Source organism: Clostridium sp. DL1XJH146 (genome assembly GCF_054819755.1).
The window spans coordinates 32,916-55,748 of sequence record NZ_JBTVVN010000022.1 but is presented as its reverse complement, the minus strand read 5'-3'; the positions used below and the strand labels follow the sequence as shown (position 1 = coordinate 55,748).

The window sequence follows — 22,833 nt, the reverse complement described above, 5'->3', positions numbered from 1 at the left end:
TATGCTATAATATCGTTAGTATAAAGACAATTTATTGTTAATTTATAACCATGAATTGCAAAATATTAATTATTCACTGAGAACTGAAAACTGTGAACTGTGAACTGTGAACTGTGAACTATAATTCTTATGGGAGGAACGATGTGAGTATTTTATATTACGACTGTTTTGCTGGTATAAGCGGTGATATGAATTTAGGGGCAATGATTGATATCGGAGTAGATGAGACCTATTTAAAGAATGAATTACTTAAATTAAACAATAGTGAAGAATTTAAGCTACAAATTAGAAAGGATAGTAGGAAAGGAATTACTGGTACAAAAGTAGATGTGATTTTATTAAAAGAAAAAGAACTTAATAAACAGGACAATTATGAAAAATATGAAAAAAATATATATAGTAAGAACTATAGTCATTCCTATAATAATAGAAACTTTAAAGATATTGAAGACATAATAATTAATAGTGATTTAGGTGAGAGAGTTAAAATATTGAGTATGAAAATATTTAAGAAGGTTGCAGAAGCAGAAGCAAAAGTTCATGGAATACCTATAGAAGAAGTACATTCACATGAAGTTGTGGCTGTTGATTCTATTGTTGATATAGTTGGAGCGGCAATATGCATTGATTATTTAAATGTTGACAAAATTATTTCATCATCAGTAGAAGTTGGAGATGGTTTTGTAAAATGTGAACATGGTAAAATTCCTGTACCTGCACCAGTGACAGTAGAAATTTTAAAAGGGATTCCTATAAAGTCAGGAGGGGATAATTACGAGACTACAACTCCTACAGGGGTGGCTATTTTAGCTGTAGTTGCAGAAGAATTCGTTGATAAAAAAGAATTTATCATTGAAAAAATTGGTTATGGTATAGGAACTAAAGATAATAATATTCCTAATGTGCTTAGGATATTTTTAGCTAAAGAAAAAGCTGAATTAAAGAGAGATGAAATATTAGTGTCAGAGTGTAATATTGATGATATGAACCCTGAACACTATGAGTATGTTTGTAATAGGCTTTTTAATAATGGTGCTTTGGACGTTTATAAAACTAATATTTTAATGAAAAAAGAAAGACCAGGTATTTTGTTATCTGTAATTTATGAAGAAAAAGATGAAGCTAACATAGATGAAATTTTATTGAAGCATACTTCAACTTTAGGAATAAGGAAGAGAATAGAAAAAAGAAAAAAACTTAATAGAGAGTTTATTTTAGTTGATACAGAGTATGGAGTAATAAAATTCAAATTAGCATTTATGGATAAAAAATTAATTAAATATAAAGCTGAATATGAAGATTGTAAGAAAGCAGCTATTAAATTTGATTTGCCAATATATAGAGTACAAAACAGAGCGAATTACGCTATTGAAAAAATGATTGAAGATGAACGAATTGATAAATAATGAATGGAGTTGTAGTATAAAATGATAAATATGGCAGTAGTAAATCAAGTTTTAGTTTTATTTTTAATAATGTTTATAGGCGTTATTGCCAAAAAGAAAAATATTATTGACGAAACAATAAATAAAGGATTAACAAATCTCTTGTTAAATATAACAGTACCATTATTGATAATAAATGCATTTAATATAGAGTATTCTCAAGAATTAATAGCAAATATGACAAAAGTATTTTTATATTCCTTGTTATTATTTACGTTATTTTCAATTATTGGAGGATTGTTTTATCTTAAATATGATGTTGATAAAAGAGCAGTATTGAAATTTGCAACTATTTTTTCTAATTGTGGATTTATGGGATTTCCTTTAATATTCAGCATATATGGAAATGTTGGTATTCTCTATACATCTATTTTCAATATTCTCTTTAATGTGTTTGTGTGGACTTACGGGATGATGCTTTTTACGGATAAAAGAAATTTAAAAGATGCAAAAAAATTGTTAAAAAATCCGGCACTTATTGCCGTTTTAATTGGGGTACTATTACTTGTGTTGCCTATAGAATTGCCAAGTGTTCTTTATATGACCTTTGAATTAGTTGGAGATACAACAACTCCTTTATCAATGATTATAATAGGTGTTATGGTAGCAGATGTTAATATAAAAGAAATTATAAACGACTTTTCACTATATTATGTGTCTTTAATAAGATTGATAATTGTACCCATAATTACTTATTTTATTTTAAATTTATTACATGCAGATGTTTTAATTAGGGATATTATAGTTGTTTTAGAAGCCATGCCGGCTGGTAGTTTAGGGGCAATATTTGCAGAAAGTACTAATAAAGAACCACGATATGCTTCTAAAGTTGTCTTTGTTACAACGCTATTTTCCGTTGTTACCATTCCTATTGTATTATCTATTATAAGTTAAGTTATGTTTTATAATATTTTTGATATTAAAACTTTAGTAAGTTAAATTAGTTTAGTACAAATAATAATTAGCAATATAAAAAAAGTGCCTTGAGTAAGATGAACTTACTTTATAGGCACTATTTTTGTTTCGTAGATTTCACAATAATTATTAGACTTATTGGACATAGAAAAGCCAAAATATTTTTGATTACCATATAATTCTTCCTTTGAGTCTATTTCAATAGGAGATGAAGCTGATGTAATGCATTTATTGTCTAAATATATAATTATCCCCATACTATTATCATCAATTCTATTAATTAGAATATTGATATCATGGGCATTTGAATACCAGTTATTTTCATTATAGTCCCAAATAATATCTTCTAAATTATATTTTTTTATAATGGATTTCTTATATCCGAAAATTGATTTTTCAATCTTATTTATAATTATTTGGCTAAGGTCATTATTATTTGAAAGTTCTACGGAATATCCAGTAATTAATTTTTTGCTTGAAAATTCTGCATCAAAAATAAAATTCAACTCGTTTTTAATAGATTTTAAATTTATTTTTGATGAAAATGAATATTGGGTATTTTCATTTTGGAAATAAATCTCCCCATTTTTAAAAGATAAAAAGTCAGAATTTTTATTTAAACTTAAATCATTAGATATAAAATAGCTTTCTTTAGCTAAATCACCGTAGGTTATATCTGTAAAATTGTATTGATAGTCTTTTTCATTGTTATTGACTATTACATAATTATCATGTTTAGTACAGTATATTTTATATTGACCTAAACTATCTTTGAAGATTAAGTAGTCACCATTTCCAGGACAAACCACAGGATTTTCAAAATAATTATTTTCTGTATCATTTATGAAAGAATAATCTAATTCATTTATTTCTCCTTCTAATTGAAGTAAATAGTATTGATATAATATTTGTTCTCGATTTATTAAGCAACTTTTATAAGTTGAAGAGCTAATTATAGATATGCCTATTGGAACTAAAAAAGCAATAAGAATAATGTATATGAGTATAATAGTAATTAATTTAACGAAAGAAATATTTTCAAAAATATCATTTAACATTTTATCACCTAGGGTTTAAATTATTGAAGAATAAATTTATCAATGAGTATATTAATTTTGAAATCTATATTAAAATTGTAACACCTTAGTCTAGTAATTGATATAATTTATGAATATTTTTTGATTATTTATATCAATAGTTTGATCTTAATTAATTATTCTTATGGAATAAAATGAAATATAACTTAAAATTTCACTGATTTGTAACATAAAAATATATAATTTATAATACAATCAAATATAAATAGATTATCTGTTTGGTGTTAGATTAATAAATATATATTTTTAAAACCTAGGGGTGAGTTAATGAAAAAAAATTATAGATGGATTATGATAATAGGCGCATTAATATTAGTTAGTTTTATAATTATAGTGATTATTAAAAATCCAACAAGTGTTGATGCAATAGCAATTAAAGAAACTACATTAGATGATGATACATTGGTATTGACATTTAGTGACGATATTATACTTAATGAGAAAACGGAAAACTGCTTTTCAATTAAAGATGAGGAAGGAAAAGAAATACCTGTTGAATTAAGACTTTCAATTGATAATAAAAAAGTATATGTGAATATTGATGAGGGAGTTAAAGGATATAAATTAGGTGATAAATATACCTTATGTGTTACAAAGGGAGTACAAAGTTTAGATTATGCAGATTTAGAAAATGATTATTACTATGAGTTTCAAGTAGATGAAAAACAAATAGACTTTATTTTAGGGTTAGGTAATATTTTGACAGATGCAGTGTGCAATGATAGAGATTATGAGTGGTACATAGATCAAGGAATTACTGGAACTTATGCGATAGAAAATGCAGGGGCTGCTTGTGCAGTTATGGCTAGCAAATGGGTTTCAAAAGAAAAGAGTACAAATGTGCCAAGTGCAAGGAAAACAATTAAATCAACAGGTGGATTATGGACTACTGAAGATGTTCAGATTTATCTTGAACAAAAAGAAATTGACAATATTGTTGTTGAATTTACGGATATAGAAGAAATGAAAAATGAAGTTAAAAATGGAAATATTCTAATTGTACACGTTGATACAAGTAAAATTTCCTATAATAGTGATTTTTCTCTACATATAGGAAGATTTTATGAATATGAAGGGCCTCATTTTTTTATAATTAAAGGTTATAAAGAGGTTGATGGCAAAATTTATTTTGAAGTATATGATCCTAACAATTTTTCAAAAAGATATTCAGATAATACGCCAAAGGGAAAAGATAGATACTATTTGAGTGATGAAGTATTAGAAGGTATGAAAGCACAATGGAATTATTATTTTATAATAAAAGAAGCATAAAAATTAGATTGTGATTAAAGCTACTGTTAATAATATTAATTTAACTGTAGCTTTTTTTTATTGTAATCTAGAATTAAACATATGTATAAAGGATAGTTGCAGAATAAAATGATAAATATTACAATTATATATAAGAATACAAAAAAAGTAATAAGGATGATGTGGATGATTAAACGTTTAATTAATATTATAACATTAATACTAATTACAGTATTAATAGGAATAGGAGTATTAGGTGTACTCAATTTCACAAAACTAAGCCAAATCACTATAAATAATTCCCATTTTGATAGATTACATCCTCCTAAATATAGGTTTATGGTAATTGTAGATGGTACAGATTCTAGTTATATTGAAGAATTTAAAAGAGGAATTGATAGAGCTAGTACAGACTATTCTGTTGCCTTGGAAATTTGGAGTTTTAAAGGAGATCAGAAAGAGGAAAATATATTAAAGCAATTTGATATTGCTATAAAATCAAAAGTGGATGGAGTTATTATTCAAACTTTTGATGATGATAGATTTGAAGAAGTTTTTAAAGAAGCAAACAATAATAATATTCCAGTCATTACTATTTCATCAGATATTCCATCTGAAGAAAAGGTTAGCTTTTTTTCTTATAATGAATATCAAATTGGTTTAAAAGTTGGTGAATTATTAAATAGTGAATTAAACAAATCACAAATTAGTGGAGGTACTATTGTTGTACTCCAAAATGATCAAATTTATCATTATAATCAAGTTATTGCATTAAAAGACCAATTTGAAGAGAAATATATAATCAAACCGGAGAAAGTAGATATTAAAGGTGAAAATATATTGAATGCAGAAGGTCTAACAAGGGAAATAATTAATAAATATGAAGATTTAATTGGAATTATATGTTCTAGTGGAGAAGAAACTTTAGGGGTCATTCAAGGGTTGAAAGATACTAATAAGATGGATGATGTAATGGTTTTTGGATTTGATTATTCAAAAGAAATATTAGACTACATTGATAAGGGGGTAATAACTGGAACTATTATAGCTGATAATGAAAAACTAGGGTACGAGGCAATAGAAAATATGGTTAAGTATAATGATGAAGAGTTCGTATCTATGTATAATGATATTTCAGTTGAGATAATTACCAAAGAAAATTTGGACATGTATATCTATGAAACGGGTGAAAAAAGTGACTAGTAAAATCAGAAAAAAAATTAAGATGAATACAATTAAGAAAAAAATGATATCCTATTATATGATTATGATTATATTTATGAGTATTTTAAGTATATATTCTTTGAGTATCACCAATAAATACAAGGAACAAATTGATTCAATGTTTGTAAGAACTCTTATTATTAAAGATATTTCAGATGAATTATCTTTAGTTGATAAAGAATTAGTAATTTATTTATCAACTAAAAGTTCTGATAGCTTAAATAATTATATGATGCATACTGATAAATTAAAGAAAAATACGACAAAACTTTCTGGTGAAATAAAAAATTATACAGAAGAAGAATTGATGTTTATGGATATTGAAAATATGGTAAATGAGTATATTTTAGAAACAGAGAAAGCTATTTCAGAAAAAAGAAAAACTGATGTAATGGCATATACTAATACTTATGATGAAATTTTAAATACCATGAACTATATAATGGATTATATTTCAGAATTGAATAATAGACAACTTTATAGAAATGCTACGAATTATACATACATGTCTAAACAAATTGAGACAGCTAATTTTTTGAATGTTATATTAATTATTGATTTGATTTTGCTTGCTATTATAATTGTCTATAAAACTACTAATAAAATGATAAGGCCATTGATTAAGCTTTCTCATTCAGCTGAAGATATTTCCAAAGGTAATTTTACAACAGAAGAAGTTGTAGTTAAAACAAATGATGAGATTGAAATTCTTTCAATAGCTTTTAACAAAATGAAAAAGAGCATACATGTTTATATTGAGCAACTTAAAGAAAAAGCTGCCACTGAAACAAAGCTTAAAGATAAGGAAATGGAAAACATTAAAATGGAAAGTCTTTTAAATAATGCAAGGCTATACGCTTTGCAATCACAAATGAATCCTCATTTTCTATTTAATACAATAAATGCTGCGGTACAATTAGCAATGATTGAAAGAGCAGACAGAACTAGTGAATTTTTAGAAAATATGTCGCGAGTCTATAGATATAATATTAAACAAATAGATTCAGAAGTTACTATAACTCAAGAAGTACAAAATGTTAAAGATTACTATGAATTGTTAAAAGTTCGTTTTGGAGATTTAATTCAATTTCATTTTAAAATTGAAGAGAGTGAAGTTGACTATAGGATGCCACCATTAATTATGCAACCACTTGTAGAAAATGCTTATATTCACGGATTAAGTAAGAAAGAAGACGGGGGAGATGTTTACATTAGTGTTTTAAATGAATTTTCTAAAACAATAATAGTCGTAGAGGATAATGGAGTTGGTATGACAGAGGATATAATAAAAGAGATTTTAGAGTCTAAAGAATGTGAAAATAAATCAGAAAAATTAAACAAAAAATCAACAGGTGAATCTCCTAAAATTGGAATGAAAAATGTAATAGATAGATTGGAATTATTTTATAAGTGTAAGGGACTTGTTGAGATTGCAAGTATTGAAAACAAAGGAACTAAAGTAATTATTTCAATTCCACATTACAAGGGGGATATAGAATGATAAAAATAATGATTGTTGATGATGAACAAATTGTAAGACAAGGCATTAAATTTATTATAGACAAAGAATTTTCAGGAATACTCAAAGTGGTTGCTATAGCAAAATCAGGAAGAGAAGCTATTGAATTATTTGAAGAAGAAAGACCATCTATTATTTTAATGGATATTCAAATGCCTGGTATTAACGGTATAGAAGCTATTAAACAAATAAGACATATTAATCCGCATGTAAGGGGTGTTATTATATCAGCGTATGAACAATTTGAATATGCAAAACAAGCTTTGGAATTAGGAGTAAATGATTACATATTAAAACCTATTAATAGGGACAAACTAAAGAATGTGCTGAATAAAATCATTACAGAAATTGAGGATGAGAAAAAAAATAAAAATAAAGAGATGGATATTCAAGAAAAATTATATATGATGGCACCTGCATTAGAGGATGGTTATGTTTATTCAATTTTGATGGATTGTAATTATCGACAACAAGCTTGTGATTATAGAAATTTATTGGATATAGAAAAAGAATATGGTTATTTTATTGTTATTGAATTTGAAAAAGAGATAATTACTAAAAGTGTCAAAAATGAAATAAATATTGGGCATAGTGTTTTGTATAAAAAAATAAGAGATTCTATTAAGTATAAATGTAAGTCAGTAGTAGGTATGATTTCAGTTAATCGTATAGGTATTGTTGTATATGAAGATAAAGAAGAGAATTCTTATGAGCAAAAGGAAATGGCATTAGAATTAGCGATTAATATACATAAAAGTTTAGCTAAGATAATTGAAACAGATTTATCTATTGGAATTGGTAGTTGTTATAAAAATGAAGAAATTAATAATTCTTATTTTGAAGCAATTAAAGCGTTAGGGGAAACTGCTGATAAAAAAGTTATGCATATAAAAGATTTAGTGAATAATGTAAAACTGGAAAATTCGTATAATCTTATTGAAATTAAGAATGAAGAAGATATTATTATTAAAAAGATTAAAGAAGGAAATGTTCATGAAGTAGATATGAAGATGAAAGATTTTTTTGATAAGCTTTATGGGCAGCATAAAGAGTGTGAAGATATTGTTAAAAATATTGTAATTGAGTTAATGGTTTTAATCAATATGGTTGCATACAGACATGGATTAATAATAGAAGAATATGCTGATTTATCTTATATTGATGAATTAAAACAAATAAAAGAATATTATAATTTGAAGAATAGGTGTATTATAAAAGCAAAAAAAATAGCTAAAGAAATAAATTTAGAGAAAGAAAATAAAGTCTCTAATGAAATATTAGAAGCAGTAGAGTATATTAAAAATAATTATAATAAAGAGCTTCACTTAAAGGATGTAGCTGATGTTGTTGCTATTAGTCCACAATATTTTTGTAAGGTTTTCAAGGAAGAACTTGGTGTGAATTTTATTGATTATTTGACGAGAGTTCGAATTGAACAAGCTAAAAAAATGTTAAATGAGGATAATCTATCTATAAAAGAAATTTGCTTTAAGATAGGCTATAATGATCCGAATTATTTTAGTAGGCTATTTAAAAGGATAGTAGGGGTTTCACCAAAAGAATTTCATTAAGGGGATGTTTGAATATGAATCAACTTAAAAACAAAAGGAGACTTACTATTACTAGCATAATTATTTTAATAATATTAATATCAGTTATAGGATTAAAGTTTTTTAAAGATAATAAAAATGAATTGGTAAAGGCAGATACAGAAGATGATAGGACTATGATAGGTATTAGTATTGATGGAATGGTCATTGAGAGATGGCAAAAGGATGTTGATATTCTAAAGAGCAAAGCAGAAGAATTGAATTATAGAGTTGAGGTATTGAATGCATATGAAGATGCAAAGAAGCAGGAAAATCAAATAAAGTCTCTTGTTGAAGAAGGAGCAGAGGTAATAATTATTATTGCATATGATAAAAACACATTACAAGATGTGGTAAAAGAAGCTAAGAGAAAAGGTGTAATTGTAATAGCTTATGATAGACTTATAATGAATGCAAATGTAGATGCCTATGTTTCATTTGATAATATAGCTGTAGGAGAATATATGGCTAAAGCACTTGTTGATAAAGTACCAAAGGGTAACTATGTAATTATTAATGGTTCACCAAAAGACAATAATTCTTTAATGTTTACAAAAGGATACTATAATATTTTGGACCCATATATTTTAAATGGAGATATAAAGATAGTTAAAGAAGTTTGGGCAGAAAATTGGAGAGAAGAATTTGCATATGATACTATAAGTGATTTGTTAAAAGAAGGCGTTGAAATAGATGCTATTATTGGTGCTAATGATAGATTAGCAGAAGGAGCTATAAGTATATTATCTGAATACGGTTTAGCGGGGGAAGTACCAGTGGTTGGACATGATGCTGATATAAGTGCTTGCCAAAAAATTGTAGAGCATAAGCAATTAATGACTGTTTATAAACCTATTAAAAATTTAGCAGAAGGTACTATTGATGTAGCTGTAGAATTGTTGGAAAATAGACAATTAGAGTATAATGAAACAATATACGATGGTACATATGAGGTGCCTTATGTAAAATTTGATGTAATTCCTGTTGATGCAAATAATATGAAGGAAACGGTTGTTGCAGACCTTTTCCATAGTGAAGAAGATATCTATAGAAATAACAAAGAGTAATAATAAAAAGATAGAGAAAAATCTAAAATGCGTATTGTATTTGTGTAAACAAAAGATACGTTTATAAAATTATATTAAACAGCTGTAAAATATTAATATTAATATTTTACAGCTTTTTTTCATAAAAGAATAATAAGATAATATAATTAAGAAAAGTACAAATTTATTCCATTTTAGAAACGTTTACACGCAGCTATAATGTAATTGTACTTAAATTTTGATAGGGGGTTTTTAAATGAAAAGAATCACATCTTTATTATTAGTAGGTATGCTTGTTTTAACAGTATTTGTAGGCGTTGGATGTTCAAATGGAAATGCTAATTCTAATGCAGGGGAAAATGCAAATGCGAATGCAGATGCAAACTCAGCAGAAGAAGTAAGTATGATAGGTGTTGCTATGCCTACAAAATCATTACAACGTTGGAATCAAGACGGATCAAATATGAAAGCTAAACTTGAAGAAGCAGGCTATGAAGTAGTTTTAGAATATGCAGACAACAAAGTTGAGCAGCAAGTGTCACAAGTTGAAAATATGATTACTAAAGGTTGCGGAGTAATTGTTGTAGCTTCAATCGATGGTACAGCATTAAAAGGTGTTTTAGAGCAAGCAGGTAAAGAAGGCATAAAAATAATTGCTTATGATCGTTTGATAAGAGATTCTGAAAATGTTGACTACTATGCTACATTTGATAATTATCTAGTAGGACAAATCCAAGGCGAGTATATAGTTAAAGCACTTGACCTTGAAAATGCAGCTGGACCATTCAATATGGAAGTATTCGGTGGATCCCCGGATGATAACAATGCATATTTCTTTAATTCAGGAGCAATGGATACATTACAACCTTTTATAGATGAAGGTAAATTAGTAATTAATTCAGGACAAACTGAAATGGAGCAAATAGCTATTCAAGATTGGAAACCAGAAGGTGCTCAAGCAAGAATGGATAATTTATTAACAGCTAATTATGCTGATAAAAACGTAGATGTAGTATTATCACCTAATGATAGTTTAGCTCAAGGTATAGTAGCTTCATTAAAAGCAGCTGGATATGGCTCAGCTGATAAACCATTCCCAGTATTGACTGGACAAGATTGTGATAAAACAAATGTTAAAATGTTAATTGCTGGAGAACAATCAATGTCAATTTTTAAAGATACAAGAACTTTAGCTGATAAAGTTGTTGAAATGGTACAAGCAATAGTTAATGGCGAAGAAGTTCCTGTTAATGATACTGAAACATATGATAATGGTGTTAAAGTTGTTCCATCATATTTGTGTGAACCTGTTTTTGCTGATAAAGATAATTATAAAGAAATACTAATAGATTCAGGATATTATAGTGAAGATGATATAAAATAATTTAAGTCATTTTTTACTAAACATTTTATACAAATAGAGTATATGCTGTGATAGATTTCTATCACAGCATATAATTTAAATTGAAGGAGTATGTGATATGTCTAATAATATTCTTGAAATGAGAAATATTACAAAAGAATTTCCGGGAGTAAAAGCATTGGATAATGTTAATTTCAAGGTTAAAAGGGGACAAATACATGCACTAGTAGGTGAAAATGGTGCTGGGAAATCAACACTTATGAAAGTGCTCAGTGGTATACATCCCTATGGCGAGTATACAGGTGATATTGTATATGAAGAAAATGTTTGTAAATTTCAAAATATTGGGAATAGTGAAGAAAAGGGTATTGTCATTATTCATCAGGAATTAGCGTTAAGTCCATATTTAACAGTGGCTGAAAATATATTTTTAGGAAATGAGCAACAAAAAAATGGAATAATTGATTGGCATAAGACTAATGAAAAGGCTATTAAAATCATGAAAAAAGTAGGTCTTAATATTCGCCATGATGCATTAGTTAAAGATATAGGGGTGGGTCATCAACAGTTAGTAGAAATAGCTAAAGCATTAGGAAAAGATGTTAAATTGTTAATTTTAGATGAGCCTACAGCTGCTTTGAATGATGAGGATTCTGATAACTTATTAGAATTACTATTAGAGTTAAATAAAGAACAAGGAATTACATGCATTATTATTTCACATAAATTGAATGAAGTTACAAAAGTAGCAGATGAAATTACTGTATTGCGTGATGGAGCTACTATAGAAACTTTAAACAAAGAAAAAGATGATATAACTGAAAATAGAATTATAAAAGGTATGGTTGGAAGAGAATTAGTAGATAGATATCCAAAACGTGAACCTAAAATTGGTGATATAAACTTTGAAGTTAAAAATTGGAATGTTTATGATCCGTTAGATGAAGATAAATTAAGAATTAAAAATGTTAATTTTAATGTTAGAAAAGGTGAAATTGTTGGTATTTCAGGTTTGATGGGGGCAGGTAGAACAGAACTTGCCATGAGCGTATTTGGACATGCGTATGGAAAGAAAATAACAGGAACTATTATAAAAAATGGGAAAGAAATAGAACTTCATAATGTCAGTGACGCGATTAATGAAGGTTTAGCATATTTAACAGAAGATAGAAAAGGTGCAGGACTTGTTCTTATGGATGATATTAGGAGAAATATTACACTTGCAAACCTAGGGAGTATTAGCAAAAAAGGTGTAGTAAATATGAATAAGGAAATAAAAGTAGTAGAAGATTATAGAGAAAAATTAAGAATTAAATCTTCTAGTATTTTGCAGAAAACAGGAGATTTATCAGGCGGAAATCAGCAAAAGGTTATTATTGCTAAATGGTTATTTTCGGAGCCAGATGTATTATTTTTAGATGAGCCTACAAGAGGTATAGATGTAGGAGCAAAATATGAAATTTATACGATTATTAATGAATTAGCAAATAATGGTAAGAGTGTTGTAGTTATATCATCTGAAATGCCCGAAATTCTAGGGATTTGTGATCGGGTATATATTATGAATGAAGGTCAATTTGTTGGAGAAATGCCAATTAAAGATGCTAGTCAAGAGAGTATAATGAAATGTATTATTCAAAGTACAAATAAAGAGAAAGTTATATAGAGGGGATAGTGGGTATGGAAAATAGTAAGAACAAACTAAATCAAAATATAAAACAATATGCTATGGTAGTAGCACTTATAGCTATTATGGCGTTGTTCCAATTTCTTACAGAAGGAACCTTATTAAAACCTATTAATGTTCAAAGATTAATTATGCAAAATAGTTATATATTAATTCTAGCGATAGGTATGGTTTTATGTATTTTAACAGGAGGCAATATAGACCTTTCAGTAGGTTCTGTTATTGCTTTTGTAAGTGCAACTTCAGCTCTGTTTAGTGTTAAAATGAGTATGCCTGTAGGAATAGCTATTTTATTATCATTAGCATGTGGTATTCTAGCTGGTATGTGGCAAGGATATTGGATTGCATATATGAAAATTCCTTCATTTATTGTAACATTGGCAGGTATGCTTGTCTTTAGAGGTATTAACAATTTAATATTAAATGGAGAGACTATTGCTTTGCCACAGTTTTATGTAACAGTCGCATCAGGTACACTGCCAGATTTTATAGGTGGTGCGGATAGCAAAATTCATATAACAACGATAGTAGTTGGAGTTATATGTTCACTAATATTTGCTGGAATAAAGTATATGAATAGAAAAAATCAGTTAAAGTATAAATTTAAGGTATCTTCAACAAGAAATTTTATATTACAAGTTTCAGTGCTTGTTATAGTTATTAATTTATTTACAGTATGGTTAGCACGTGCTGAGGGTTTACCGTATATTGTTATAATCTTAGGAATACTAATAATTATTTATTCGTTTATTACAAATAAAACAGTAGCTGGTAGACATATATATGCTTTAGGTGGTAATGCTAGAACAGCTGAATTATCAGGAATAAAAACTAAAAAAGTGTTATTCTTGGTTTATGCTAATATGGGTTTACTCGCAGCTGTTGCAGGTATAGTTTTTGCCGGTAGATTGAATTCAGCCTCACCGGTTGCAGGACAAGGTTTTGAATTAGATGCTATAGCAGCTTGCTTTATTGGGGGTGCATCAGCTACAGGAGGGGTAGGAACTGTTGCTGGAGCTATGGTTGGTGGACTTATAATGGGTATATTAAATAACGGTATGTCTATTATGGGTGTTAGTACTTTCTGGCAAAGTATAGTAAAGGGACTTGTATTATTAGCAGCAGTTGCATTTGATGTATACTCAAAATCTAAATCAAAAGCTAATTGAATTATTTTTAATAAAAAACACTAGAAAAAATTTTTTCTAGTGTTTTTATTTAGAGAAAAGAATTTTATATAATTTAATAGCATAAGTTTTTTAGGAGGTCAATGTTGGTAGAGACTCATTATATATAACTACTTTATTTCGTCCGGAATTTTTCGCGTAGTATAGAGCCCTGTCAGCACATACAATTAGTTGTTGTGTAGAGTTTATATTATGGTCATTGAGAGAAGAAATACCAATACTAATAGTTATTTTTCTCTTACAAAAGTTTTTGGATTTTTCTTCAATAAGTGTTCTTATACGTTCAGCTATCTTATAGGAATTTATGATTGATATATTTTTTAAAACTGCAATGAATTCCTCGCCGCCATACCTAAAAAAGATATCATCCTCTCTCAAAACAGAATAGACTATTTTAGAGATTTCACAGAGTACTATATCACCCACAGAATGTCCATATGTATCATTAATATTTTTAAAATTATCCACATCAAACATTAAAATTATTAGGGGATATTCTGATTTTTTTGCGTGAACAAATTCTTCTGTTAGTAATTTCATACCAAAACCACGGTTAAATGATTTAGTCAAACTATCTTTTGAAGCTAGTTGCATATATTTATTATGAATTAATGCATTATTTAATGCTAAGGCTAAGTTTTGACTATAAAGATGTAAACTATCTTTTGATATCTTTGAAAATGTACCTTTGGTTAATAAAATAATGGCACCAATCTGTTTTTGCTTATACTCAATTGGTTCAATAATTAATTCTTTTAAGTTAAACTGTTCTAGTTCAGTATTTATTAGAGATATATTAGAAATATGTGGATTAAAGTGTTTATTTTTTTTGTATATATTCAAAAAAAATTCATTGGTAAGAATTTGTTTTGTATTATTCATGCCTATAGAATTGAGTAATTTCAGTGTACACTTTGATTCTAATAAAATTGCGCCTGATTCCGCTTTAGACATAGCGATAAGTTGCAAAAGAGCCTCTTTTGATAAAGTATCTATGTCTAAATTACTTGTAAGCAGTTCGGTATATTTGCTGATATCCTTTTCTCTTTTAAGAGAAACATATAGAGTTTCAACAAGATTATTAAATGCTTTGGCAGTAATTCCTAATTCATCTTCAGAGTATATTTCTACAAAATAGCTATCTAATTTATTATCTAATATTTCGTTAATCGAAGTTGATTCTTTTAAACTTTTTTCAATACTACTCATTCTATTAGTGAGTAATTTCAATCGGTCGCCTATAATAAATCTAGCTAGGATAATATTTATAGTACCTACAATTAGTCCTGCACTAATACATAACAAAAAAAATTGTGGTGTGAAAACTATGTTAGAAGGAATTTTTGCAAACAGAAGGAAAAATGGGAATAGCAGACCTATTAAAATACCAAAACCAATCATGCAAATAGCTAAATCAACAAATACTTTACGGGTTATACGAAACATATTAGTAACCTCATTTCTTATGATTAGTATTATGATAAAATAATAACAAAATTTGATAACCCAATTATAGCATTGCTATTTTGAAAAGTAAATAATATATGCTAGTTACTACATTCTGAGTATATCTTGTTTGCTAATTCATATGAAGGTTCTTTAGTTGACATAAACAATTAATAGAGTTATTATAAACGTGAAATGAAAAGAATAGTATTGATGGGGTGCTAATATTTTTGGCTGAGATAGAACATTTAGTTCTGACCCTTTAACCTGATCCAGGTAATGCTGGCGTAGGGAAAGTAGATAATTCTAGAATTAGTAGTTAGAAATATATACAACCCTTTGTCATAATTGGCAAAGGGTTTTGTTTGGTGGATTACTTTATTTAGTTAAATATATTAATTTAAAGAATAAAATAAAATTTGATAAGGGGGAGTTGGAAATGTTAAATGTAAACGTAAGTCTTCAAGTATTACCAGTTGTTCTAGAGGAACAGATTTATCCAGTAGTTGATAAAGTGTTGGAATACATACAATCAACAGGAGTAAAACATGAAGTAGGCGCAATGGAAACTACAATGGAAGGCGATTATGACGAACTCATGAAAATAGTAAAAAGAGCACATGAGATATGTGTAGAAGAAGGTGCAGCTAGAGTTGTATCAGTGATTAAGATAGACTACAAGCCAGAAGGTGTGACAATGGATGAAAAAACGTATAAATATAGGTAGAATTGCAATATCATTATTCTTTCAATTATTATTAATTTTTATATGGCAGCTTGTTGTGGATAATGGAGTAATTGAAAGGTATTCACTACCTTCACCAACGGATGTAATACAAGCTTTGATAAACATGTTTCCAGAGGTAAATATACATTTAATAATAACTTTAAGAGAAGCTATGCTTGGTTTTGGAATAGCTATAGTATTATCTTTAATTCTTGCTGTGTTTATGGACCAATTCAAAACGGTTAGAGATATTATATATCCTATTTTAGTTATTTCTCAAACCGTACCAGTAATTGTATTAGCACCGCTTTTTGGAATCTGGTTTGGGCTTGGATTGTTACCTAAAGTTATTGTAGTTGTATTAGTTTGTTTTTTTCCTATATTAATAAGTCTTATGGATGGGCTAGATTCCGTTGATAAAGATATGGTGAATTTACTAAAATCAATGGGAGCATCAAAAGTACAGATTTTCAAAAAAGTTAAATTCCCAGCGTCTCTTACTAATTTTTTTTCAGGGCTAAGAATAGCTGCAACCTATAGCATAATGGGAGCGGTTATTGGAGAATGGCTAGGTGGATATAATGGACTTGGACTTTATATGTTAAGGCTTAGAAAAAGTTTTGCTATAGATAAGGTTTTTGCAGTAGTTATTATTATAGTTGTATTGAGTATGACTTTATTCGGTATAATATACTTATTGCAGTATTTATTTATGCCATGGAGTAGGAAAGAGAATATATAATTGCAATGCACAATGCACAATGCACAATGCACAATGCACAATGCACAATTGAGGATGATTTTGCTACGCAAAATCGAATATTTAATTAAAATATGAACGAAGAATGAGGAAATGATCATTTATTGTACTCTGCACATTGCACACTATTATAAAAATAGAAATTTTTATGATAACAAAACTATTTAAATAAACAGTACTTTAAATTAGAACAAAAAAAGAAAGGGGTTTATTATGAAAAAATTAGTATCAATTTTAACATCTTTATTATTAGTAATGGGAGTATTTGCTGGATGTGCTGGCAATAATGCTGAAGAGAATAACACTAATAAAGAGGTAACTAATAACGAAACTACAGCTGAAGATGAGAAGACTGAAGAATTAGAAAAGGTTACGGTTATTTTGGATTGGGTTCCTAATACGAACCACACAGGATTATATGCAGCATTAGATTTAGGATATTATGAAGAAGAGGGCCTTGAAGTTGAAATAATTCAGCCATCAGAAGGTACAGCAGCAAGTTTAATTGCTGCAGGTCAAGGACAATTTGCTGTTTCTTATCAAGAAGAAGTTACATATGCTTTGACTGCTGATAATCCATTACCAATAAAGGCTATAGGAACTATACTGCAACACAATACATCCGGTTTTGCATCTCCAAAAGAGAAAAATATTAAATCACCAAAAGATTTTGAAGGTAAAATTTATGGTGGTTGGGGAACTCCATCAGAGGTAGCAGTATTAACAGCTTTAATGGAAGAAGAAGGAGCAAACATAGATAAACTTACAATAGCTGATGTAGGGGCAGAAGATTTTTTCACTTCAACTAAAAATAGCACTGATTTCCAATGGATTTTTTATGGTTGGGACGGAGTTCAAGCAGAATTAACAGGTTTTGATCTTAACTATATAGATATAGCAAAATTAGATAGTAGATTAGATTACTATACACCACTTATTATTACTAATAATGACATAATAAAAAATAATCCAGAGTTAGCAGAGAAGTTTATGAGAGCTACTACAAAAGGATATGAGTATTGTATAGAAAAACCAGAGGAAGCAGGACAAATTCTTGTGAAATATGCTCCTGAATTAGATACAGAATTAGTTAAGGCAAGTCAAGAATGGTTAGCAGATAAATATCAAGCTGATGCATCAAGATGGGGTGAAATGAAGGATGAAGTTTGGAACAACTATACAACTTTTATGGTTGAAAAGGAATTAATTCCTAAAGACTTGAAAGCAGAAGAGGCTTATACAAATGAATTCTTACCAGCAAAATAAACTGGAGGCTAAGAATCTAAAGAAAAGCTTTGGTGATTTGAAAATTGTAGATGATGTATCATTCTATGTTAATGATAATGAATTTGTAAGTTTACTTGGTCCTAGTGGAAGTGGGAAGAGTACAATTTTTAATATGATTGCAGGATTACTAAAGGCAGACGAAGGTAAAGTAATCATTGATGGTGAAAATTTTACAGGAAAAGTTGGTAAGGTCAGTTATATGTATCAAAAGGACCTTCTCCTTCCTTGGAATAATATTCTTGAAAATGTTTCTATGCCTCTTGTGTTAAAAGGGAAAAATAAAAAGCAAGCAAAAGAAGAGGCTGTAGGATATTTTGAAACTTTTGGATTAGAAGGTTTTGAAGAGAGTTATCCTAGTCAATTATCTGGAGGTATGAGGCAAAGAGCAGCCTTACTTAGAACATATCTTTTCTCAAATGATATGATGCTGCTAGATGAGCCTTTTGGAGCATTAGATGCTATAACTAGATCTAAGATGCATTTTTGGTTATTAGATGTGCTTGAAAAGTATAAATCTACAGTTCTTTTTATAACTCACGACATAGAAGAAGCAATTTTTTTATCTGACAGAATTTATATTCTTTCAGATAAACCAGCAAAAATAAAAGCTGAAATAAAAGTAAATCTATCAAATAGAATGAGCAAGGATATTGTCACAACTCCAGAGTTTAACGAAATTAAGAAAAAAATACTTCTTGCTTTATAAACTTAAAAGAAAAAGAATTTCCTTCGTGGAAATTCTTTTTCTTTTAAATTAAAATCATTTTATTAAAATAAAATAACTTTAAAGTTTTGTTAAATTAAACTAATTTCTAGTCTCTCTAATTTAACTAAAACTTGTATTTCTTTATCAGTTACAGTTTCAGTTCGTAAACTTCCTTTATTACTTACTAAAAGAATTTGATTATTGTTTAATTTTTTAATTTGCCTTATGTATCTTTCATTTCCCTTTTGAATTAAACAAATTGAATTATTGAAAATTTGGTTTGTAATAACTCCAAAAGCGATATCGTTTTTGTTTATCCTAAAACCAATCATGTCATCATCTAGTACCTTTAAATATAGGACTTTATCTTTAGCATGACCTTCTATCTTATTAGATTCAACAGGTAATTGCTTTTTCCCTAATATGTTATTTAAAGAATAATCATATATAGGTACAGATTTTAGAACAGAACTAAAAGCATCATTCCATACATCTTGAACTTTCCCTAAGGCTACATTTGGGCTTTCAACTTTTTTTGCTCTATTTACTGGTACTCTATCTGTTGGTGCTTCATCTTCAAAATCTAGGGAAATATCGTTTAGATTTTTACCTAATATTTTTGAGATTTTATCTATCATTTGTTCATTTATAACTTTTTTACCAGACTCTACTTCTTTAATGAATTTTTCAGAAGCACCGATTTTTTTTGCCAGTGCTTTTTCACTCATTTTAGAATCTAATCTAGCTTTTCTTAACTGATCACCAAGTCGACTCATACAAACACTCCTTAGCTCGTGAAGTACCACCACTTCTAGAAGTTGATGGTTTGATTTAACTCTCATTAACCTACAAGTAAGAAATTATTTGACAATATATCTACTCTCAAGGGTAATGATATTATTAATATAACTATACAACTATACAACTATACAACTATACAACTATATAACTACTAACTGTGAATTGTGCACTGTGAACTATAAACTATAGCTTAGTTGGTTCTTCGTAATCCACTCCAAATGTATCTACAGTAACTTCGATCATTACTTGGTCTTCATAAGGTTTATCTCTGAAATCAGTTTTTGTTTGAACTATTGCATCTACAGCTTCGATTCCTTCAATTACTTTTCCAAAAGAAGCATATTGATTATCTAAGTGAGGAGAGTCAGCTGTCATAATAAAGAATTGACTTCCAGCTGAATTAGGGGCAGAAGTTCTAGCCATTGATAATACACCTTTAGTGTGTTTTAAATCATTTTTAAATCCATTAGATGTAAACTCACCTTTAATTGAATACCCAGGTCCACCTGTACCAGTACCATCAGGATCTCCACCTTGTATCATAAAGCCAGGAATAACTCTGTGGAATATTACTGAATTATAATATTCTTGTTTAATAAGGCTTATGAAGTTGTTTACAGTATTAGGAGCTATGTCAGGGTAAAGCTCTGCTTTAATAACATCTCCATTAATCATTTTAATAGTTACTATTGGGTTCATTTTGTTACCTCCGTTTATTTATAATTATTAATACTTAATACTTAATACTTAATACTTAATACTTAATACTTAATACTTAATACTTAATACTTAATACTTAATGCACATTAAATAATAATGCACAATGCACAATGCACATTAAATAATAATGCACAATGCACAATGCACATTAAATAATAATGCACAATGCACAATGCACAATGCACAATTAAGGATGAAATTATTTAGCGGAGCTAAATAATTTCTTTAATTTGTTTAAAGATTTTTATTAATGATAAATCATTAATTTTGAATTATAAAACATAAATTATCAATGAATAATGAGTGTTTTGCTTTAGTGTTTTTCTTCTATTAATTAAAGATTTTCTGACCGAAGGGAAGAAAATCATCATTAATTGTGCATTGTGCATTGTAAATTGTGCATTGCTCTTAAAGTATTTCTATTTCAGTTTTTTCCATCACAGCATCTGAGTTATTTTCAATGAAAGAGATAACTGTTTGAAGTTCACTATCTGCGTGTCTAGTGGAATTACTAACACAAGCAATTCCAATAATTATTGTTTGATGGTAGTCTTGAGCATCAACTTCAGCAATTGATACGTTAAATCTATGTTTCACCTTGTTAATAATACTTTTAACTATCATTCTTTTTTCTTTTAAAGAGTGTACCCAAGTAGCTGAAAGTTTAATTGTTGCTGTTCCGATAATCAAAAAAACACCTCTTTTGTATTTAGGATATGTTTTATAATATCGTTGATATTTAAAAAATTTGGTCTAGTTATAATAAATTGCAATTATCTAATTTGCAATTAGCAATTTCTAATTAAAGAGAATTTTGATATGCAAAATTTTTGAATTAATTAAATAATTAAAGATTATCTGACCAAAGGGAAGAAAATCAACATCGATTGCATATTGCAAATTATTCATGAACAATAACTATTAAATAAACAATACTTATTAATAGCAGCAAGTCTTAAAAATAGAACTAAAAACTGTGACCTGTGACCTGTGACCTGTGAACTATAAACTATAAACTGTGCACTGTGAACTATAAACTATACCTATAGTCTACACATCAAAGAGTAAATTATAGCTCATTTTTATAATTCTATCATTTTCAAGAGAGTTGAAAATAGTTATTTTACCACTTTCTGTTTGATTATTCAATATGTCTAGTGTAGTTAACTTATGTTTTAGTTGCTTAGCTGTACCTTTGCCACCATCAATTAGTGGTATGCTATCACCTACTATGTTCTTAATTTCCTTTTTAACAAATGGGTAATGCGTACAACCAAGAACCACAGAGGAAATACTATGTTGTTTAAGTGGGGCTAATTTTTCTTTTAAATATACGTTTAATTCTTTTCCTTCTGTTATACCATCTTCTATGAATTCAACTAATCTAGCACATGGTAAAGGTATTATTTCAGAATTTTTATTATATTTTTTTAATAAATTTTTGAATTTTTTCTCCGACAAAGTCATGGGGGTAGCCATGATTACTATTGGACCTTTAATATTTAATTTAGTAGCTGGTTTTAATGCGGGCTCAATACCAATTATTGGGATTGACTTGAATTCTAATCTTAAATCATTTATAGATGCAGAAGTCGCAGTATTACAGGCAACTACAATGGCTTTAACATTTTTACTAATAAGATATTTAACTGCGTCAAAACTTAGTTTTTTAACTTCTTCAAGTGATTTTGTACCATAAGGTGCATTTTTTGAATCACCGAAATAAATAAAATCTTCATTAGGAAGTATTTTTATTGCTTCCTTTAAAACACTAAGGCCTCCAACGCCAGAATCAAAAAAACCAATTGGGTTATTATTCATCGTAAGCGACCGTTTTTAAGAACAGTCTGCACCTCCTAATTTTAATTATTGCACAAATGTATTATAGATAAATATTTAAATTACTACTTATTAAATTATACAAAACATATTCATCCAATACTACTATATTATGAAATTATTATCATAATAACAATAAATATTCTGAAAATATAGAAAAAAAAACAAAAATCTATTGTTAATAAGTAGATTTTGATTTATAATTTACTACAATAATACACATA

General features: G+C 28.2%; 20 protein-coding genes and 1 riboswitch. Of the genes, 14 read left to right on the top strand and 6 right to left on the bottom strand.

The window, feature by feature from the left end; all coding sequences use genetic code 11:
• The first annotated feature begins 143 nt into the window (after window positions 1-143).
• Both larC and ACVHXK_RS11680 read left to right on the top strand, forming a co-directional pair.
• Complete coding sequence (larC, locus tag ACVHXK_RS11685) at window positions 144-1,406, top strand: nickel pincer cofactor biosynthesis protein LarC (RefSeq protein ID WP_461206579.1); 1,263 nt, start codon at window positions 144-146, stop codon at window positions 1,404-1,406.
• Window positions 1,407-1,427: 21 nt separating this feature from the next.
• Window positions 1,428-2,339, top strand: a complete 912-nt coding sequence (locus tag ACVHXK_RS11680; protein ID WP_461206578.1) for an AEC family transporter — start codon at window positions 1,428-1,430, stop codon at window positions 2,337-2,339.
• 104 nt (window positions 2,340-2,443) lie between these two features.
• Here the strand turns inward: ACVHXK_RS11680 and ACVHXK_RS11675 are convergent, their stop codons facing one another.
• Window positions 2,444-3,418, bottom strand: a complete 975-nt coding sequence (locus ACVHXK_RS11675; RefSeq protein ID WP_461206577.1) for a hypothetical protein — start codon at window positions 3,416-3,418, stop codon at window positions 2,444-2,446.
• Between the two features lie 306 nt (window positions 3,419-3,724).
• On the opposite strand from ACVHXK_RS11675, the gene ACVHXK_RS11670 reads away from it, so the two are divergent.
• From ACVHXK_RS11670 to mmsB, 8 genes are all read left to right on the top strand, one after another.
• Entirely contained in the window at window positions 3,725-4,729 is a 1,005-nt protein-coding gene (locus ACVHXK_RS11670; protein ID WP_461206576.1) for a hypothetical protein, read from the top strand.
• A gap of 165 nt (window positions 4,730-4,894) precedes the next feature.
• Window positions 4,895-5,911 (top strand): sugar ABC transporter substrate-binding protein, encoded by a 1,017-nt coding sequence (locus ACVHXK_RS11665; RefSeq protein ID WP_461206575.1) that lies wholly within the window; start codon window positions 4,895-4,897, stop codon window positions 5,909-5,911.
• On the top strand, window positions 5,904-7,433 hold the full coding sequence (locus tag ACVHXK_RS11660; RefSeq protein WP_461206574.1) for a sensor histidine kinase: 1,530 nt from the start codon (window positions 5,904-5,906) through the stop codon (window positions 7,431-7,433). Before ACVHXK_RS11665 ends, ACVHXK_RS11660 begins: the two co-directional genes overlap by 8 nt.
• Window positions 7,430-9,022 (top strand): response regulator transcription factor, encoded by a 1,593-nt coding sequence (locus ACVHXK_RS11655; protein WP_461206573.1) that lies wholly within the window; start codon window positions 7,430-7,432, stop codon window positions 9,020-9,022. Before ACVHXK_RS11660 ends, ACVHXK_RS11655 begins: the two co-directional genes overlap by 4 nt.
• A 14-nt stretch (window positions 9,023-9,036) precedes the next feature.
• Window positions 9,037-10,107: a substrate-binding domain-containing protein gene (locus ACVHXK_RS11650; protein WP_461206572.1), complete on the top strand. Its 1,071-nt coding sequence runs from the start codon at window positions 9,037-9,039 to the stop codon at window positions 10,105-10,107.
• A 235-nt stretch (window positions 10,108-10,342) separates the two neighbouring features.
• Window positions 10,343-11,470, top strand: a complete 1,128-nt coding sequence (gene chvE, locus ACVHXK_RS11645; protein ID WP_461206571.1) for a multiple monosaccharide ABC transporter substrate-binding protein — start codon at window positions 10,343-10,345, stop codon at window positions 11,468-11,470.
• Between the two features lie 97 nt (window positions 11,471-11,567).
• Entirely contained in the window at window positions 11,568-13,115 is a 1,548-nt protein-coding gene (mmsA, locus tag ACVHXK_RS11640; protein ID WP_461206570.1) for a multiple monosaccharide ABC transporter ATP-binding protein, read from the top strand.
• A gap of 14 nt (window positions 13,116-13,129) precedes the next feature.
• Window positions 13,130-14,305, top strand: coding sequence for a multiple monosaccharide ABC transporter permease (gene mmsB, locus ACVHXK_RS11635; RefSeq protein WP_461206569.1), 1,176 nt, complete (start codon window positions 13,130-13,132; stop codon window positions 14,303-14,305).
• 90 nt (window positions 14,306-14,395) lie between these two features.
• Here the strand turns inward: mmsB and ACVHXK_RS11630 are convergent, their stop codons facing one another.
• Window positions 14,396-15,769 (bottom strand): sensor domain-containing diguanylate cyclase, encoded by a 1,374-nt coding sequence (locus ACVHXK_RS11630; RefSeq protein WP_461206568.1) that lies wholly within the window; start codon window positions 15,767-15,769, stop codon window positions 14,396-14,398.
• A gap of 203 nt (window positions 15,770-15,972) precedes the next feature.
• Window positions 15,973-16,080, top strand: a riboswitch (TPP riboswitch).
• A gap of 128 nt (window positions 16,081-16,208) precedes the next feature.
• Between ACVHXK_RS11630 and ACVHXK_RS11625 the strand changes: the two genes are divergently transcribed.
• The 4 genes from ACVHXK_RS11625 to ACVHXK_RS11610 all read left to right on the top strand — a co-directional run bounded on the left by ACVHXK_RS11625 (window position 16,209) and on the right by ACVHXK_RS11610 (window position 19,249).
• Window positions 16,209-16,496 carry an MTH1187 family thiamine-binding protein gene (locus ACVHXK_RS11625; protein WP_461206567.1) on the top strand — a complete coding sequence of 96 codons (288 nt, stop codon included), beginning with the start codon at window positions 16,209-16,211 and terminating at the stop codon, window positions 16,494-16,496.
• A complete protein-coding gene (locus ACVHXK_RS11620) occupies window positions 16,471-17,238 on the top strand; it encodes an ABC transporter permease (protein ID WP_461206566.1) in 768 nt (255 codons plus the stop codon). Before ACVHXK_RS11625 ends, ACVHXK_RS11620 begins: the two co-directional genes overlap by 26 nt.
• A 231-nt stretch (window positions 17,239-17,469) precedes the next feature.
• Window positions 17,470-18,522 carry an ABC transporter substrate-binding protein gene (locus tag ACVHXK_RS11615; RefSeq protein ID WP_461206565.1) on the top strand — a complete coding sequence of 351 codons (1,053 nt, stop codon included), beginning with the start codon at window positions 17,470-17,472 and terminating at the stop codon, window positions 18,520-18,522.
• Window positions 18,500-19,249 carry an ABC transporter ATP-binding protein gene (locus ACVHXK_RS11610; RefSeq protein ID WP_461206564.1) on the top strand — a complete coding sequence of 250 codons (750 nt, stop codon included), beginning with the start codon at window positions 18,500-18,502 and terminating at the stop codon, window positions 19,247-19,249. Before ACVHXK_RS11615 ends, ACVHXK_RS11610 begins: the two co-directional genes overlap by 23 nt.
• An 89-nt stretch (window positions 19,250-19,338) precedes the next feature.
• On the opposite strand, the gene ACVHXK_RS11605 is transcribed toward ACVHXK_RS11610, so the two are convergent.
• The 4 genes from ACVHXK_RS11605 to murI form a co-directional block, all read right to left on the bottom strand.
• Window positions 19,339-20,025, bottom strand: coding sequence for a S24 family peptidase (locus tag ACVHXK_RS11605; RefSeq protein ID WP_461206563.1), 687 nt, complete (start codon window positions 20,023-20,025; stop codon window positions 19,339-19,341).
• 208 nt (window positions 20,026-20,233) lie between these two features.
• Complete coding sequence (locus tag ACVHXK_RS11600) at window positions 20,234-20,749, bottom strand: peptidylprolyl isomerase (RefSeq protein ID WP_461206562.1); 516 nt, start codon at window positions 20,747-20,749, stop codon at window positions 20,234-20,236.
• Window positions 20,750-21,178: 429 nt separating this feature from the next.
• Window positions 21,179-21,460: a DUF503 domain-containing protein gene (locus ACVHXK_RS11595; RefSeq protein WP_461206561.1), complete on the bottom strand. Its 282-nt coding sequence runs from the start codon at window positions 21,458-21,460 to the stop codon at window positions 21,179-21,181.
• 360 nt (window positions 21,461-21,820) lie between these two features.
• Window positions 21,821-22,591, bottom strand: a complete 771-nt coding sequence (murI, locus tag ACVHXK_RS11590; RefSeq protein WP_461206560.1) for a glutamate racemase — start codon at window positions 22,589-22,591, stop codon at window positions 21,821-21,823.
• Window positions 22,592-22,833 lie beyond the last annotated feature (242 nt).

Bases quoted from the DNA above. Each gene is read 5' to 3' on its own strand.
- ACVHXK_RS11680 (WP_461206578.1), top strand. From the start codon at position 1,428: ATGATAAATATGGCAGTAGTAAATCAAGTTTTAGTTTTATTTTTAATA.
- ACVHXK_RS11675 (WP_461206577.1), bottom strand. From the start codon at position 3,418: ATGTTAAATGATATTTTTGAAAATATTTCTTTCGTTAAATTAATTACT.
- ACVHXK_RS11670 (WP_461206576.1), top strand. From the start codon at position 3,725: ATGAAAAAAAATTATAGATGGATTATGATAATAGGCGCATTAATATTA.
- ACVHXK_RS11665 (WP_461206575.1), top strand. From the start codon at position 4,895: ATGATTAAACGTTTAATTAATATTATAACATTAATACTAATTACAGTA.
- ACVHXK_RS11655 (WP_461206573.1), top strand. From the start codon at position 7,430: ATGATAAAAATAATGATTGTTGATGATGAACAAATTGTAAGACAAGGC.
- ACVHXK_RS11650 (WP_461206572.1), top strand. From the start codon at position 9,037: ATGAATCAACTTAAAAACAAAAGGAGACTTACTATTACTAGCATAATT.
- chvE (WP_461206571.1), top strand. From the start codon at position 10,343: ATGAAAAGAATCACATCTTTATTATTAGTAGGTATGCTTGTTTTAACA.
- mmsA (WP_461206570.1), top strand. From the start codon at position 11,568: ATGTCTAATAATATTCTTGAAATGAGAAATATTACAAAAGAATTTCCG.
- mmsB (WP_461206569.1), top strand. From the start codon at position 13,130: ATGGAAAATAGTAAGAACAAACTAAATCAAAATATAAAACAATATGCT.
- ACVHXK_RS11630 (WP_461206568.1), bottom strand. From the start codon at position 15,769: ATGTTTCGTATAACCCGTAAAGTATTTGTTGATTTAGCTATTTGCATG.
- ACVHXK_RS11625 (WP_461206567.1), top strand. From the start codon at position 16,209: ATGTTAAATGTAAACGTAAGTCTTCAAGTATTACCAGTTGTTCTAGAG.
- ACVHXK_RS11620 (WP_461206566.1), top strand. From the start codon at position 16,471: ATGAAAAAACGTATAAATATAGGTAGAATTGCAATATCATTATTCTTT.
- ACVHXK_RS11615 (WP_461206565.1), top strand. From the start codon at position 17,470: ATGAAAAAATTAGTATCAATTTTAACATCTTTATTATTAGTAATGGGA.
- ACVHXK_RS11610 (WP_461206564.1), top strand. From the start codon at position 18,500: ATGAATTCTTACCAGCAAAATAAACTGGAGGCTAAGAATCTAAAGAAA.
- ACVHXK_RS11605 (WP_461206563.1), bottom strand. From the start codon at position 20,025: ATGAGTCGACTTGGTGATCAGTTAAGAAAAGCTAGATTAGATTCTAAA.
- ACVHXK_RS11600 (WP_461206562.1), bottom strand. From the start codon at position 20,749: ATGAACCCAATAGTAACTATTAAAATGATTAATGGAGATGTTATTAAA.
- murI (WP_461206560.1), bottom strand. From the start codon at position 22,591: ATGAATAATAACCCAATTGGTTTTTTTGATTCTGGCGTTGGAGGCCTT.